The sequence below is a fragment of the Pseudomonas sp. So3.2b genome (assembly GCF_019464415.1).
Lineage (GTDB): Bacteria > Pseudomonadota > Gammaproteobacteria > Pseudomonadales > Pseudomonadaceae > Aquipseudomonas > Aquipseudomonas shahriarae.
This window is the reverse complement of the sequence record NZ_CP080494.1, coordinates 427962-443372: the sequence shown is the minus strand read 5'-3', so window position 1 is coordinate 443372 and position 15411 is coordinate 427962. Positions and strand designations below refer to the sequence as shown.

Below are 15411 nucleotides of genomic sequence, written 5' to 3'. Positions count from 1 at the left end.
GCAGGCAGTGATCAGCGGGCCATCACGCAAGCCCGTCTGATCAAAGCATAGCAACCGCCTCAGGGTTTGCCGGGTTGTGTGCCTTGCGTTCGTCCGCTTTCCCAGCCGCCGCCCAGGGCCAGGAACAGGTCGATCTGGCTCATCGCCACTTGGGTGTTGGCCTGAGCCAGTTGCGCACGCATATCGGTGTAGGTGCGCGTGGCTTGCAGGTCGGCGAGGAACGACTCGCGCCCGGCCTGGAAGAAGCGGTGCGTCTGGTCGGCGGCCTGTTGCGCCGACTGCTCGGCCTCGGCCAGGGCATCGCGGCGCTGCAGTTGGGCAGTGTATTGCGCAAGCCCGGTCTGGGTCTCGCGGATGGCATTGAGCACCACTCCATCGAAGTGCGCCAAGGCGCCCTGGGTCGCGGCTTCGGCTTCGTGGATGCGCGCACGCGAGCCGTTGGACGGCACCGTCCAGCTCAACAGCGGGCCGAAGCCCCAGCGGTTGGCGGCCGGTTTGCCGAGGTTGTCGATAATGCCCACGGTGCCGATGGAGGCGCCGATGCTGATATCCGGGTACAACTCGCCGGTGGCCACGCCAATGCCCGCCGTCGCCGCCGCCAGTCGGCGTTCGGCCTGGCGCACGTCAGGGCGGCGCTTGAGCAGGGTGGCGCCGTCGCCCACCGGCAGCAACTGGGCAATCTGCGGCAACTCGGCGCAATCGCGGGTGCCGGCCGGCAATTGGTCCAGGGGTTTGGCCAGGAGCATCGACAGGCGGAACAAACCGGCCTGGCGCGCCGCCTCAAAGCGCGGCAGTTCAGCGCGCAAAGACTTGAATTGGGTTTGTGAGCGGGTGACCTGGGTTTCATCGCCACGCCCCGCATCGCGCAGGCGCTGGGTCAGGCGCGTGCTCTGGGCTTGCAGGTCGAGAGACTGGCGGGCGATGTGCAGCTCTTCATTGGCTGCACACACCTGGGTGTAGGAGCGCACCACGTCCGCTACCAGGGTGATGCGTGCGGTATCCACCGCGGCTTGGGTCGCGTCGGCATTGGCCTGGGCGCCTTCGATGCCGCGCTGCAAGGTGCCGAACAGGTCGAACTGATAGGAGGTGGTGATGCCGATATCACCGACATTCGCCACCGGCACTTTATTCGCCTGCAAAAAGGCCTCGCCGGACTCCTGCAAACGCTGGGCGCCGAGCTTGACCCCGCCGCTCCAGCCGCCCGCCGATTGCGCTTCCTGCACCTGGAAGCGCGCCCGTTGCAGGTTGGCCGCTGCCACCCGCAGGTCGGTGTTGGAGGCCATGGCCTGGCGCACCAGTTCATCCAGGCGCGGGTCCTGGTACAACTTCCACCAGTCGGCGGGCACCGGCGCCGAGACCACATTACTGCCCTGCCCGGCCAATTGGCCCTGCAGGTCGCCACGGTTGACGGCGGCTGCATCCGGCAACTGGTAATCCGGGCCCACTACCTGGCAGGCCGACAACAGCAGCCCCAGCCCAGCGGTCGCCAGCAGTTGCTTCATGGCTGGTCTCCGGACTTGGACTGGTCATCCATGATCGACACGGTGGCCGTGCGCCCGGCAATCATGCGGAAGTCCGCCGGCACATCATCAAAGGCGATACGCACCGGGATCCGCTGGGCCAGGCGCACCCAGCTGAACGCCGGGTTGACGTTGGGCAGCAGGTTGGAGCCGCTGGTGCGGTCGCGGTCTTCGATGCCGGCGACGATGCTTTGTACATGCCCGCGCAAACGGGCGTTGTCGCCAATCACACGGATATCCACGCTCTGGCCGACATGGATGCCGTCCAGTTTGGTCTCTTCAAAGTAGCCGTCGATGTGGAAGGAATTGCTGTCCACCACCGACAACACCGGGTGCCCGGCGGTCACGAACTCCTGGGCCCGAGGCGCACGGTCGTTGACGTAGCCGTCCACCGGGCTGCGGATCACCGAGCGGTCGAGGTTGAGCTGAGCGCTATCCACCGTCACCTGCGCCTCGGCCAGGGCCGACTGGGCGCGGGCCACGCGGGACAGGCTTTCTTCCAGTTGCTCGCTGGCCACCAGGTTGCCCAGGCCGCGGTTGCGCCTGGCTTCGCGCTGGGCCTGGGCCAGGGTTTCCTGGCGGTCGGCCACGGCCGCCTGGGCCTGGCGCAGGGCGAGCTTGAAACGGTCCTGGTCCACGGAGAACAGCACCTGGCCCCGGGTCACCAGTTGGTTATCGCGCACATCCACTTGCTGGATCAGCCCGGACACGTCCGGGGCGATCTGCACGATGTCGGCGCGGATATGCCCGTCGCGGGTCCAGGGGGCGAACATGTAGTACATGACCATGCGCCAGACCACGACGCAGGCAAAGGTCACTACCAGCAACGTCAGGACCACACGGCCGATCGTCAAAAAAGGTTTTTTCATGTCATCAGGTATCGACTGAGTGAGTCCACAGCGCCCAGCAACAGCGCGTAGAGAGCCACATTGAATAATGCCCGGTGCCAGACCAGGCGGTAGAAGTGGACGCGGGTCAACAACCCGTGCACCACCAGGTAAAAGCCATACGTAATGCCCATCAGCACCAGCAGCGTGGGCAGGAACACCCCGCTGATATCCAGGTCACCGATCATAGAGGCGCTCCATCGGGTAACGGCGCGTCCATCTCGCCTGTACTGACAAACTCCACGCCGGGCAACAGCGCCAGGCGCAAACCGCTGAGGGCGTGCAGCAGGTGCAGGCGGGTTTCGCCCTCGCCTTGCAGGCCCTGGCCGTTGAGGGCGCGGCGGGTGCGGTCCAGGGTCATCAGCAGACCGCTGGGGGCCGGCAGGCGCTCACCGGCCTTCAGGCACGCTTTGAAGTACTCGCCGACCTCGGCCACCACCTGGTCGAGCAACACTCGCGGCACGCCGAGGATGCGGGGTGCGTAGGCCAGCAGGTCGAGCAGGTTCAGCGCCACGCGCAGCTCGCGCAGGGCGACGCCGGTGTCCTGGCCGGTCATGGCCAGGCGCGGCAGGTGCTGCATCAGGCGGTCGAGCATTTGCACGCCCAGGCGCCGGTGCTCGGCGAGGGTGGCCGGCTGCGTGAGGCCGACGATATCGCGCCAGCTGAAACGGGTCAGGCGCTTGGCCGCCAGCTCAGCGCCAAAGGGCCGCGCGATCAGGGTCCAGACAAAGGCAAACAGCAAGCCCACCGGGCCGGCGAGGTTGGAGTTGGCGAAACTCAGAAAATCCGCGTCGTAGGCGCCCTGGATGCTGATAAAGGACGAGGTGTTGACGATGGTCAGCAGCATGCCCAGGTAGAAACGCGGTTGCACCGTCAGGGTGCCGACCCAGATAAAGGGCACCGCAAACGCCAGCACCAGCATCGGGAAATCATGCAGGTTGGGCAGGATCAGGAATAGGTAGAGGCTGGCGAACAGCACCGACATCGCCGTCCAGAAAAAGAACCGGTAGATCTGCGGCGCCGGGTCGTCCATCGAGGCGAAGAAACTGCACGCCACCGCCGCGAGGATCACTGCGCTGCCGCCGTCGGTCCAGCCCAGCAGAATCCACAGCACCGAGGCGACGATAATCGCGCTGACCGTGGAAAACGCCGAGTAGAGCATCAGGCCGCGATCAAGGAACGGCGTCAGCCGGCCCAGGCGCCAGTGGCGATAGACCGCGCGCCACGGGGCCTGGCTTTCACTGTGGATGGCGGCTTGCAGGCTGCGGCAGTCTTGCCACAGGTCGATCCACTCGCCGAGGCGATGCAGCGCGTTGGAAAACAGCAACTGATGACGGTCGTCCAGGGCCTCGGCGTCGGGTTGCAGGGCTTCGAGCTGGTCACGCAGGACGCGCCAGCGTTCGACCGGCGCCTCATCGGTTGTGCTTTGCAGCCACTCGGTGGTGGCCGCCAGCAGCGGCGCGAACTTGCCGACCAACTCCGGGGTGCGGCGCTCCAGGGCATACAGCGCGTCATCCAGGGCATCCACCACCGGCAACAGATGGATCATGCGCCCGCGCAGCTCCTTGGTGTTGCGCACCGTTTGTGGCCGCGCGCCTTCGTGGGGCAGTTGGCCGATCATCAATTCCAGGGTGTTAAAGGTCGCGACCATGCCGCCGCGCAGGCTGCTGACTTCCTCGGGCTGTACGTTGCGATTGAGGAAGCGCTGGCTGTAGATCGTCGCGTCGGCAAACCATTTACGCACCGAGTCATCGAACACCGGTGCCAGGCGCCGTGGCCAGAACATCGCGCCGACCACCGCCGCTACGGCGATGCCAAGGAAGATTTCTTCGGTACGCGCCTCGGCCACATCCCACACCGCCAGGGGGTTATCCACCACCGGCAAGGCGATCAACGGCAAGGTGTAGCCCGCCAGCATCAAGGCGTAGCTGTTGGCGGTACGCAAATGCAGGGACAGAAACAGCAAAATGCCAGTCCACAACGCAATCACCACCACCAGCAGGAACGGTGTCTGCACAAACAGCGGCACGAAAAACACCGCGGCCATCGCCCCGAGAAAGGTGCCGATGGCACGGTACAAGGCCTTGGAACTGGTGGGCCCGACAAACGGGCTGGAGACGATATACACCGTGGCCATCGCCCAATACGGACGCGGCATTTGCATCAGCATGGCGATATACAGGGCAATCATCGACGCCGCGAAAGTACGCACACCGTAGAACCAATCCCGGGCCGGCGGCATGCCGGTAAAAAATCCGTTCAAGAAGCCACGACCAACGGTGGGTGGTTGGCTGCTTCAAAAGCATGCAGCACGCGCAACGCGGCTTCCAGATCGGCAGGGGCCATGTCTGCCAGCACTTCATGGCGCAAGCGCACCAGCTGGGCTTCGACCGCCTGCACCAACTCGCGGCCGCGCTCGGTCAGGCTCAACGCCTTGGCGCGGCGGTCGTGCAGGTCTTCGCTGCGGCACACCAGGCCGGCACTGCACAGTTGGTCGAGCAGGCGTACCAGGGACGGGCTTTCCATCCCCGAAGCCTGGGCCACCTTGACTTGATGCACGCCGTCGCCGAGACGGCCGATCATCAGTAAAGGCACCGCACAGGCTTCAGAAATACCGTAACTCACCAGCGTGGCCTGGCAGATTTTGCGCCAGTTACGGGCGCCCGCCACCATGCTGCTGCTGAGGCTCATATGAAGGGTTTCGAGGGTTTGAGGCACGAGGTCATTCGCATACAGTTAGTTTGCTAACTATCAATATGGTGGAGGAATGGAATCTCGTCAAGTTTTGATACAAATTCACAGATAGGCGGTGGAGCCCCTATAACGCGCCGCCTCTGTGGGAGCTGTCGAGCCTTGGCGAGGCTGCGGTGGCAGTAGCACTGCTGGCATTGATGTTGGCTGATCCACCGCTATCGCAGCCTCGCTCGGGCTAGACAGCTGCCACATTCGAATGAGTTCACTTAAGCACGGCTGCTGCGCAACAGCACATTCAACTCATCCACCACTTCCGCCCAATCCGCATCCTCCAGAATTTCTTCGCGTAGAAACGCCTTCTGGCTACCCGTCCAGAAAAACGCATCTTCGAGTTTCAACTCCGGCTTGAGCGGCGAATGCACCGCAACAAAACGCTCAATGCTGGTGGCGTCATCGGGCAGCCCGAGCTGTTTGAACAACGACGGCAGGCTGTGAACAGGCGATTGCATGGCAACTCCAAAAAGTCAGTGATTGCCCTCAGTCTAGACCGATAAAACCCACAGATTGGCAGCCATTCGTGCAACATTTTGCAATGTTCACGCTATCATCTTCACCTTTCGCCCAGTGGCATTCACGGACTCCCGGAATAAGGACAATTCATGCGCATCGGTCTTCTGTCATCCCTGACCCTGGCACTGTGTGCCGCCTTTTCCCTGCAGGCCCAGGCCAGCGGCGACGACTCGTGCTACCCCGACTGGCGCGTGTCCCAGGATTCGCTGACCGCCTGCAGCAACATGCCATTCCTGAGCCCCGGCAATGACAGCCGGACCAACCTGCGCCTGTTGCTCGCGGCAAAAAAGAACGCGCCCCTGACCCCTAATGCGCTGGGTGAAGATGACCTGGCCCAGGGCTTCGGCCCGGTGCCGTTCCCGGTGTATCGCCTGGTGCCGCACCCGCCCGAAGGGCAGACGGGCGAAGAGCAAGGCACGGAGCTTGCGCAACTGTTGGCCTCGCTGGGCATCCAGCGCGAGGCCACGGCGGCGGCAGGCGATCAGTTTTTGTGGGGCGAAGGCAGCCGCTGCCGCAGCAACAATGTGCAGAGTGCCACCGACTTTGTGCGCCAAGTGATCAAGGCCGATGTGCCGGCGAATGAGCGAGTGCTGCTGGCCAATGCGCGCCTGAAATTGCTCGGCACCTGCGACTGGCAGGGGGAAGTGCTGCTGGAGCCGCAGTTGATCACTTCCACCCAGGGTCGCGAGCTGACCACCTACCTGCTCGCCGCTTCCGACTTTTACAGCGGGCGCTTTGTGTATGCCGAGCGCGGGTTTGCTGCGGTGACCCTGACCACACTGCCATGGCTCAAAGAAACGGCGGTGTACATGATCGCCCGCGCGTCGCTCAACCATGCCCAGGAAAACGCCTTCGATGAATACGGCCTACCCCAGCGCCAGGCTGTGGATAAGTCCGCGCTGGACGAAGCCGAGCACAGTTTCCTCAGCTACCTGAAAACTTATCCACAGGGTGAGTACGCCCCTTCCGCCCGTGGCCTGTTGCGCCGGGTGCACTGGTTGGCGGGCGATGCGAGCAAGCTGGCGGACGATTACGCCTGGCAACTGACCGAGGCCAGCGATGCCGAGCGCAATGGCTCCATTGATGAACTGGTGGAAGAAACCGACAACAAGCTGCTGACCAGCTACGCCGAGACCATCCGCAACCCATTGTTGCTGGCGATCAACGACCTGATGTGGATGCGCGCCAACAACCCGCCCAAGCTGACCCGCGCCACTCTCGACGGGCAAAAGGCCGCGTTTGCCAACGAGCCGGCGCTGTACGACTACTTGCAGGCGGCGTTCGCCCTGTATGTCGAGCACCAGCCAGACAACGCGTTGAAACATCTGCCACAAGAGCTGCCGTCGAGCCTGGATTACTTGGCCTTCAGCCAGCAAACCCTGCGCGGCCTGGCCCTGGAAGCCAAGCAGGACTGGAAAGGCGCCGAGGCGCTGTGGCTGCAACTGCTGCCCCTGGCCAAGCAGCCCTTGCAGCGCGACCAACTGGAACTGGCCCTGGCGATGAACTACGAACGCAGCGGCCAATTGGCCAAGGTGTTCGCCGCCGACTCGCCGATCCAGACCAAGCAAGTGCGCTATATCCTGCTGCGCAGCGTGGCCGGGCCCGAGTTGCTGCGCCAGCAGATCAGCCAGGCCAGCGACCCGCTGGAGCGCAGTACCGCGCAATTTGTCTTGCTCTACAAAGACCTGCTGCGCGGCCAGTTCGCGACCTTTGCCGAGGACTTGCAGCAACTGCCGGCCTCGCCTGCCGCCGACAAGATCGGCACCAGCCTGGGCTATGTGTACGACGGCGGTCAGGCACTGACGCTGTTCCGCTGGAGCGGCGACAAGGCCGCCTCCGGCTACACCTGCCCGACCATCGCGCAAACCGCCAGCACCTTGCAGAGCGAGCCGAAAAACCCCCACGGCCTCAACTGCCTGGGTGAGTTCATCCTGCGCAACGGCCTGGATGGCATGCCCCTGGAAGAAGTGCGCTCGGCCGGTAGCCTGGGCAGCACCGCATCGGCCTTCAAAGGCGAAACCTTCTCCCGGCTCGAGGGTTACAAACAAGTCATCGCCAACCCCAAGGCGCCCCGTGACGACAAGGCCTATGCACTGTTCCGGGCGATCAACTGCTATGCGCCGTCGGGCTACAACAGCTGCGGCGGCGAAGATGTGGACAAGGCGGTGCGCAAGGGCTGGTTCCGCCAGTTGAAAACCGGGTTTGCCGACACCCAGTGGGGCAAGTCGCTGCAGTACTACTGGTAAGCCGGTGAAAGGTTTCTGGCTGGCGCTGCTGGTACTGGCGAGCCCGGCCTTCGGCGCGGTCGATGCCCGCGACTATGAGGCCTTCTGGCTGTGGAGCGGGGTCGCGCCACAGCCGGTGCTCAAGCAGGCCAAGACGCTGTACATCCTCCAGGGCCAGATCAACTCGACCCGCCGCCAGCCCGAACGCGGCGTGCAGTTCATCGCCCAGGGCATGAGCGTGCCGCGCATCCGCCAGGGCGAAGTGTGGATTGTCTACCGCGCCCACACCTTGCGCTGGCCAGAGCCGGTCTACACAAAAATGCTCGGCCAGGTGCAACGCTGGCGCGCAGCGGGCAACCCAGTGGTGGGCATCCAGATCGACTTCGACGCCCGCACCCAGTACCTGCATGAATACGCCGACTTCCTCAAAGACCTGCGCCAGCGCCTGCCAAAGGATTTGCGCCTGAGCATCACCGGCCTGATGGACTGGAGCAGCAACGCCGACCCGGCCGCCATCGCCCAGCTCAAGGGCGTGGTGGATGAAGTGGTGGTGCAGACCTATCAGGGCCGCCACAGCATCCCGGATTACGCGGCGTACCTGCCACGGATGAACCGGCTGGGAATGCCGTTCAAGATTGGCTTGATCCAGGGCGGGCAGTGGCAGGAACCGGGGTATTTGCAGGGGAATGAGTGGTTTCGGGGGTATGTGGTGTTTTTGCAGAATCCGGGTTGAACCCTGTAGGAGCCGGCTTGCCGGTTCCTACAGGGGTAGCGTCTTACCAGTCGTAAGTCAGGCTCGACACCACCGTACGCCCTTCGCCGTAGTAGCAATCCAGATCGCTGGTGCACTGCGACACATAGGTTTTATTGGCAAGGTTCTGCACATTCATCGCCAACTTCACGCCTTTAAGCTTGAGAGCCGAGGCGCCCAGGTCGTAGCTCAGGCTGGCATCGTAGACGGTGTAGGACGGCACCGTGAACGCGCCGGCAACGTAGTCACCCATGCTGCTGCGCGTGTAGCGGGCCCCCAGGCCTGCGCCGAGACCAGCCAGCGGGGTGTCACCGATCACGGTGTAGTTGACCCACAACGCGGCCGTCAGCGGTGAGATACCGGCCGGGTGGCGGCCTTCGCGACCTTCGTTGTCCTTGGTGTACTTGATGTCGTTGCGCGCCGCCGAAGCGACCACATCCCAGGAATCGTTCAGCACCGCCTTGGCTTCGAACTCGACGCCGCGCGAACGCATGGCGCCGCTCTGGCTGCTGAAGTTGCTCGGCGGGTTGGCCGTCAGGATGTTTTCCTGGTCCAGTTGATAGACCGAGACCTGCACAAAACTTTCCTGGCCCGGTGGCTGGTACTTCACCCCGACTTCGTACTGGTTGCCTGTGGACGGGTCGAAGGGCTTATGGTTGGCATCGGTGCCGGACAGCGGCAGGAAGGACTCCGAGTAACTGATAAACGGCGCCAGGCCGTTATCGAACAGGTACACCAGGCCCGCACGGCCGGTGAAGGCCTGATCCTTGCTGCTGGTGCGATCGTCGCTCAGCGGCGCCTTGTTGACCACATTGGCCCAGTCATAGCGCCCACCCAGCACCAGTGCCCATTTGTCCCACTTGATCTGGTCCTGCACGTACAGGCCGGTCTGGGTGATGGTGTTGTCCCAGCGATACGGCTGGCCGAAATTCAGCGGCTGGCCATACACCGGGTTGAATAGATCAATGATCGGTGGGGTGCGGTCGTAGAGGCCGAGGAACCTGGAGTTGAAGTGGTAGTAATCCAGACCCACGATCAAGGTGTGGGAGAACTCGCCAGTGGTGAATTCGGCCTGGGCGATGTTATCCACGCCAATCACTTTGTTGTTCTGCCTCCAGTCCACGCCGAAGCGTTCCAGGTAGCGTTGATCCATGGCGCCAGTGGCCGGGTTGGCGACAAAACGGTAGCCGTGCAACGGCGCCACATAGCGGTCGTCCACTTCGGCATAGCGCGCGTTTTGCTTGAGGGTCCAGGTGTCGTTCAAGCGATGGGACAACTCGTAGCCGAAGGCAAATTGTTCGCGATTGTACTTGTTGACACCCGGCTCGCCGATAAACACATCACGGTCGATCTTGCCGTTGGGGTTGCGCCAGACCGTGCCGGATGCGGGCAGGCCCTGGGCCTCGGGCATGCCCTTGTCTTTCTGGTACTGGGCGAACAGGGTCAGGCTGGTGTCGTCGTTGGGCCGCCAGGTCAGGCTTGGCGCAATGAATTGGCGGCGGTTTTCGAAGTAGTCGATCTCGCCTTGCTCGTCCTTGAGGCGCCCGGTAAGGCGATAGAAAAACTGCCCTTGATCATCCAGCGGACCACTGAGGTCGATGGCCGCGCTTTTGTGCTCGTAGGTGCCGGCTTCGAGTACCACCTGGCGCACCGGGGTCTCGCTGGGACGCTTGCTGACCATATTGACGATGCCGCCGGGCTGGTTGTGCCCGTACAGCACCGACGCCGGGCCTTTGAGCACCTCGATGCGCTCCAGGGAATAGGGCTCGATCTGCAACGCTCCGCCGGTACTGCCGCCACCGTAAGGCAGGTGCAAACCGTCGAGGTACAAGGGTGTCGGCGAGAAGCCACGGGATGTCGGTTCATCGAACAGCTTCACCCGGTCGGAGAAGCCGCCGGCACTCATGCCAGGGGTGTAGAGCAGCGCCTGGGTCACGCTTTGCGCGCCGCGCGCCTTGATTTCAGCGGCGCTGATCACGTTGATGGTCTGGGGGATTTCCACCAGCGCCGCATCGGTCTTGCTGCCCGTGGCGCTGCGGGTGGCGACGATGCCGTCGACCGGGCCCCAGGCGTTTTCCTGGTGCTGCTGGGCGCTGATCTGGGTCGCCCCCAGTTGCATCGCGCCGTCCCCCGCGAGGGCCTGCACCGACCAACCGCTCCCCGCCTGCATCGCCACCAGGCCGCTGCCGGCCAACAAGCGCTCAAGCCCGGCCCGGTGGCATAGCGCCCCTGCAAGCCAGGGCTGCGCTTGCCGGACGTCAGTGACGCATCCACCGAGAGCAAAATCCCCGAAGCGCTGGCGAAACGGTTCAACGCCTGGTCCAGGCTGCCGGCAGGGATGTTGTATTGGCGCAAGGCTTCGCCGGCGCTCTCCTGGGCCTGGACCAGGGTCGGGACAAGCGGCACAGTCGCCAGCACACTGACAAACAGGCCACGACGCAGGGCGCGGGCCAGGGGTTGGATTGGATGGTGCGGCATTGCAGGACTCCCCGTGAGAACGCTTCTTGATTGGCTTTCAAGAGGTAACCCGGACGGGATTGGAAAACCGACAAAGAAAAATGGAAAAAAATGCGGCCACTGACTTTCCACACCAAAACACCCATCAATGTAGGAGCTGGCTTGCCTGCGATAGCGGTGTATCAGTGACAGATGGGCCAACTGACCCACCGCTATCGCAGGCAAGCCAGCGCCTACAGTTGATCGAGTCAAACCCTGGCTTTGAGGGTGACCCAATAGCGAGTCACCGCCTGTACCCGCACCGGCAGTGAGCGCTCAAGGGCGGCGAGGATCGCGTCGGTGTCATTCAGCGGAAACACGCCGGTCAGTAACAAGCCGGAGATGGCCTCGTCACAGCGCAACAACCCCGGGCGATAGCGACTCAGCTCAGCCACAAACCGCCCCAGTGGCTGGCGCTCGGCAATCAGACGGTGCCGGGTCCAACTGCTGGCGTTGGCATCCAGCGCGGTCACTGCCGAGGTCTGTGTCGCACTGAACCACAGGCTGTCACCCGCCTTCATCAGCACCGGCACACCCTGCACCGGGCGGACCTGTAAGCGCCCTTCATAGAGGTCGACGCGGCTGCCGTCGTGCAGTTCGCGCACGGCAAAGCGGGTGCCCAGGGCCTGGATATCGCCCGCGGTGGTTTCGACGATCAGCGGCCGGGATGGGTCGTGGCCGCTGGTCAGCAGGATCTCGCCGCGAATCAGGCGGATGCGCCGCTCTGTGGCACTGAAGCGCAGGTCGACGGCGCTGTCGCTGTTGAGGTCCAGCTGGGTACCGTCGCTCAGGGTCAGGTGGCGAATCTCGCCGGTGGCGGTGCGATGCTCGGCAAACGCCGCCTGCCACGGCTGGCTGCCCTGGACCAGGTAGCCGCTGCCGCCGGCCACCAGCAACAGCCCAAGCAGTTTCAACGCCGCCCGACGCTGGGGGTCCGGCGCGTCACGCAACACCGCGCGGGCGCTGTCGGCGGGGACGCCGCCCAAGGTCTGCTGCAACTGCTGCAAACGCTGCCAGGCACGACGATGCTCCGGGTCGGCGGCCTGCCAACGGGCAAAGGCCTGGCGCTGGGCCCCGTCGAGTTCGCCGCCCCATTGCAGCATCAACCACTCGCTGGCCTGCTCGACCACAGCCTGGGCAATCGGCGCGTCATGGCGGGCTCTCATTCTTCGTAGACCACCTGGTAGCAGGCGATGATCGCGCGGGTCATGTACTTCTGCACCGAGCTGACCGTCACCCCCAGGCGTTCGGCGATCTGCGCGTAGGTCAGGCCTTCGAACTGCGACAGCAGGAACGCGCGGCGCACGTTCTCGGGCATGCGGTCGAGCATGGCGTCGATCTGCATCAGGGTTTCGAGGATCAACGCGCGGGTTTCCAGGCTCGGCGACTCGGGTTCCGGCAAGTGGGCAATGCTTTGCAGGTAGGCGCGCTCGATGCGCAAGCGGCGCCATTGGTCGATCACCAGGTTGCGGGCGATCTGCGTCAGGTAGCTGCGGCTTTCTTGGGCACCGGGAAAACGCCCCGACACCAGCAGGCGCAGGAAGGTGTCCTGCGCCACGTCGGCGGCGTGCTCGCGGTCGCCCAGGCGCTTGCGCAACCAGCCTTGCAGCCAGCCATGATGGTCGCGGTACAGGAGATGAAGCTGTTGCTGGCCGTCAGTCGCGGTGTCCATGAATTGCTCGGATACACTATTGAGAGCAATTATCATTACAGCTTGTATCGCGACTGGCAAAAAACTTTATCTGTTACCGCCCGGCGGTCTGCACCGGATACACCGACTCCCAGCCCCCGCCCAGTGCCTTGTACAAGCCAACCATGGCCAGGGACACGCCGGTGGAGCTTTCCACCCATTGCTCCTGGGTCGCCAGCAACGCGCTCTGCACCGTGAGGACGTTGACGAAATCCACCACCCCTTCGACGTATTGGTGCTGGGCGGTGTCCAGGGCGATCTGGTTCTGGCGCACCGCTTCGGCCAGGCTGTCACGGCGCAGTTGGCTGGCGTTGTAGCGGGTCAACTGGTCGTCGATTTCATGCCAGGCGCGCAGCACGGTCTGCTGGTACGCCAAGGCCGCTTCCTGCTGCTGGGCTTCGCGCAGGTCGAGCATGCCCTGCAGGCGGCCACCGTTGAACAGCGGCAGGCTCAGCGACGGGCCGAAAGCAAAGGTGCGCGAGCCCCAGGAGCCCAGATCCGACAATTGCATGGCCTGGGAACCGAGGCTGCCCGACAGGGTGATCCGTGGGTAGAAGTCACCTTTGGCCACGCCGATGCTGGCGGTCGCCGCATGCAGGCGCGCCTCGGCCTGGCGGATATCCGGGCGGCGCTGTGCCAGTTGCGACGGCAGGCCAATCGCAACCTGGCGCTGGGTCTGGGGCACCGCGGCGTCCGGCGACAGCTGCGCATGCAAGGCTTGCGGAGCCTGGCCCATCAACAGGCTCAGGGCATTGATCAACTGGTCCTGACGCTGTTGCAAATCCGGCAGGCGCGCTTCGATGGCGGCTACTTGCGCAGCGGCTTCAGCGACATCCAGGTGAGTGGCCACGCCATCGGCCAAACGCAGTTGCGAGAGCTTCAGGCTACGGCGCGCCACGTCGAGGTTTTGCTCGGTGACCGCACGGGTGCTTTGCACGCCGCGCAGTTGGATGTAGTCCTGGGCGGTCTCGGCCAGCACCGATAGCAGCACCGTGCGGCGGTCGTTTTCCGCCACTTGCAGGGTGGCGTCGGCGGCTTCGGTTTCACGCCGTACCCGGCCCCAGAAGTCCAGCTCCCAGGAGGCGGCGAAACCGGCGTCCCACAGGTTGAAGGCCGAACGGCCGTTGTTGCCGGATGGATCGCTCAGGCCATTGGCGCTATTGCGTTTGCGCCCGTAGTTGCCATCGGCGCTGAGCTCTGGATAGCGCCCGGCGGTCGTCACCTGGCGTACTGCGCGGCTCTGTTGCAAGCGGCTGCTGGCCAGTTTCAGGTCGAGGTTGTCGGTCAATGCCCGGCGCACCAGGGCTGACAGTTGCGGGTCGTGGAACACATCCCACCACTGTTCTTCCAACGGGTCGCTGACCGCCCGGCTGGCGGCCTGGCGGCCCTGGGGCTCGGCCCATTGCGTCGCTGGCTGGGCATCGGGCCGTTTAAAATCCGGGCCGACGGTGCAGGCACCCAAGCTAATCAGGCTGAGAGTAAGCAGCGCGAGTTTTCTCATTGCTGCGCCACCTCACGTTGCTGCGCAGTGGGATGGGTATTGACGCTGGCCTCCACCGACATCCCGACCCGTAGGCGATGGACCTGTGCCTGACCCGGCTCCAGGATGATTTTCACCGGGATGCGCTGCACCACCTTGGTGAAGTTGCCGGTGGCGTTGTCTGGTTTGACCGAGGCGAAGGTCACGCCCGTGGCCGGCGCCAGGCTTTCCAGATGGCCGTTGAGGACTTCACCGTCGAGGCTGTCGACCCGCACTTCAACCGCCTGGCCGGCGTGCATATGGGACAGTTGGTTTTCCTGGAAATTGGCCACCACATAGGCGTCGGCCAACGGCACCACGGCGAGGATCTTGCTGCCCGGGGTGACAAAGGCGCCGACCCGTACCGCCCGCTCACCGACCATGCCATCCACCGGCGCGACGATGCGCGTGTACGACAATTGATAGCTGGCCATTTCCAACGCCGCCTGGGCGCGTTTCAAGCCACCTTCGGCGGCATCGCGCTGGGCGCTGAGAATCTCCACCTGCTTGCGTTCGGCGGCCAACACCGCCGTGGCGTTGGCCAGGCGTGCGGTGGCCTGGTCGATGCGGGTCCTGGCTTGCTGGGCGTTCTGCACCGTACCGGCACCGACACCGGCGAGGTGGTTGTAGCGGTTCAATTCGTGCTCGGCAAAGGCCACCTCGGCGCGATCGGCGGCCACCGTGGCCTGGGCCTGGGCGATCACCGAGCTCTGCCGCTCAAGGGTGGCCACCGCGTTTTTCAGCTGGGCCTGGGCCATCAGGGTCTCGGCATCGGCGGCCTGGGCGGCGGCGCGCAAGTCACGGTCGTCGATCAGCGCCAGCAACTGCCCGGCCTTGACCTGTTGGTTGTCTTCCACCAACACCTCTTTGATAAACCCGGCGACCCGCGGCGCCACCAGGGTGTAGTCGGCGGCGACGAAGGCGTCGTTGGTGGTCTGGCGCTTGCTGCCAAACACACCCGGCGCCAGCAGGTACACCAGCACGCCCACGGCGAATAGGCTGATAACAGTCACGGCAATCTGGTCTTTGCGTTTCATAAAAATCCTTGGTCTGCGTCAG

12 protein-coding genes and 1 pseudogene are annotated in these 15411 nt (G+C 64.0%); 2 read left to right on the top strand and 11 right to left on the bottom strand.

Annotated elements, in window-relative coordinates; genetic code table 11:
• Window positions 1–59: 59 nt before the first annotated feature.
• From K1X80_RS01950 to K1X80_RS01925, 6 genes are all read right to left on the bottom strand, one after another.
• Window positions 60–1502, bottom strand: a complete 1443-nt coding sequence (locus tag K1X80_RS01950) for an efflux transporter outer membrane subunit (RefSeq protein ID WP_057957944.1) — start codon at window positions 1500–1502, stop codon at window positions 60–62.
• Window positions 1499–2389 carry an efflux RND transporter periplasmic adaptor subunit gene (locus K1X80_RS01945; protein ID WP_169990434.1) on the bottom strand — a complete coding sequence of 297 codons (891 nt, stop codon included), beginning with the start codon at window positions 2387–2389 and terminating at the stop codon, window positions 1499–1501. The genes K1X80_RS01950 and K1X80_RS01945 overlap by 4 nt, the downstream gene beginning before the upstream one ends.
• On the bottom strand, window positions 2386–2595 hold the full coding sequence (locus tag K1X80_RS01940; RefSeq protein ID WP_057438946.1) for a DUF1656 domain-containing protein: 210 nt from the start codon (window positions 2593–2595) through the stop codon (window positions 2386–2388). The genes K1X80_RS01945 and K1X80_RS01940 overlap by 4 nt, the downstream gene beginning before the upstream one ends.
• Window positions 2592–4670 (bottom strand): FUSC family protein, encoded by a 2079-nt coding sequence (locus tag K1X80_RS01935; protein ID WP_198818445.1) that lies wholly within the window; start codon window positions 4668–4670, stop codon window positions 2592–2594. The genes K1X80_RS01940 and K1X80_RS01935 overlap by 4 nt, the downstream gene beginning before the upstream one ends.
• Entirely contained in the window at window positions 4667–5098 is a 432-nt protein-coding gene (locus K1X80_RS01930) for a MarR family winged helix-turn-helix transcriptional regulator (protein ID WP_057438945.1), read from the bottom strand. The genes K1X80_RS01935 and K1X80_RS01930 overlap by 4 nt, the downstream gene beginning before the upstream one ends.
• 269 nt (window positions 5099–5367) lie before the next feature.
• Window positions 5368–5610 (bottom strand): DUF2789 domain-containing protein, encoded by a 243-nt coding sequence (locus K1X80_RS01925; RefSeq protein WP_057957941.1) that lies wholly within the window; start codon window positions 5608–5610, stop codon window positions 5368–5370.
• 150 nt (window positions 5611–5760) lie between these two features.
• On the opposite strand from K1X80_RS01925, the gene K1X80_RS01920 reads away from it, so the two are divergent.
• A complete protein-coding gene (locus K1X80_RS01920; protein WP_057957940.1) occupies window positions 5761–7917 on the top strand; it encodes a hypothetical protein in 2157 nt (718 codons plus the stop codon).
• Window positions 7918–7921: 4 nt separating this feature from the next.
• The gene (locus K1X80_RS01915) at window positions 7922–8629 is read left to right on the top strand and encodes a DUF3142 domain-containing protein (RefSeq protein WP_057957939.1); all 708 of its coding nucleotides are present in this window, start codon (window positions 7922–7924) and stop codon (window positions 8627–8629) included.
• Window positions 8630–8672: 43 nt separating this feature from the next.
• Here K1X80_RS01915 and K1X80_RS01910 read toward each other — a convergent pair.
• The 5 genes and pseudogenes from K1X80_RS01910 to K1X80_RS01890 all read right to left on the bottom strand — a co-directional run bounded on the left by K1X80_RS01910 (window position 8673) and on the right by K1X80_RS01890 (window position 15389).
• A pseudogene (locus K1X80_RS01910) lies at window positions 8673–11125 on the bottom strand (TonB-dependent siderophore receptor).
• Between the two features lie 227 nt (window positions 11126–11352).
• Window positions 11353–12309 (bottom strand): FecR domain-containing protein, encoded by a 957-nt coding sequence (locus K1X80_RS01905; RefSeq protein WP_220172623.1) that lies wholly within the window; start codon window positions 12307–12309, stop codon window positions 11353–11355.
• Window positions 12306–12815, bottom strand: a complete 510-nt coding sequence (locus K1X80_RS01900; RefSeq protein WP_057438940.1) for a sigma-70 family RNA polymerase sigma factor — start codon at window positions 12813–12815, stop codon at window positions 12306–12308. Before K1X80_RS01900 ends, K1X80_RS01905 begins: the two co-directional genes overlap by 4 nt.
• 73 nt (window positions 12816–12888) lie before the next feature.
• Window positions 12889–14334, bottom strand: coding sequence for an efflux transporter outer membrane subunit (locus tag K1X80_RS01895; RefSeq protein WP_120731179.1), 1446 nt, complete (start codon window positions 14332–14334; stop codon window positions 12889–12891).
• On the bottom strand, window positions 14331–15389 hold the full coding sequence (locus K1X80_RS01890) for an HlyD family secretion protein (RefSeq protein ID WP_057438939.1): 1059 nt from the start codon (window positions 15387–15389) through the stop codon (window positions 14331–14333). Before K1X80_RS01890 ends, K1X80_RS01895 begins: the two co-directional genes overlap by 4 nt.
• Between the last annotated feature and the right edge of the window lie 22 nt (window positions 15390–15411).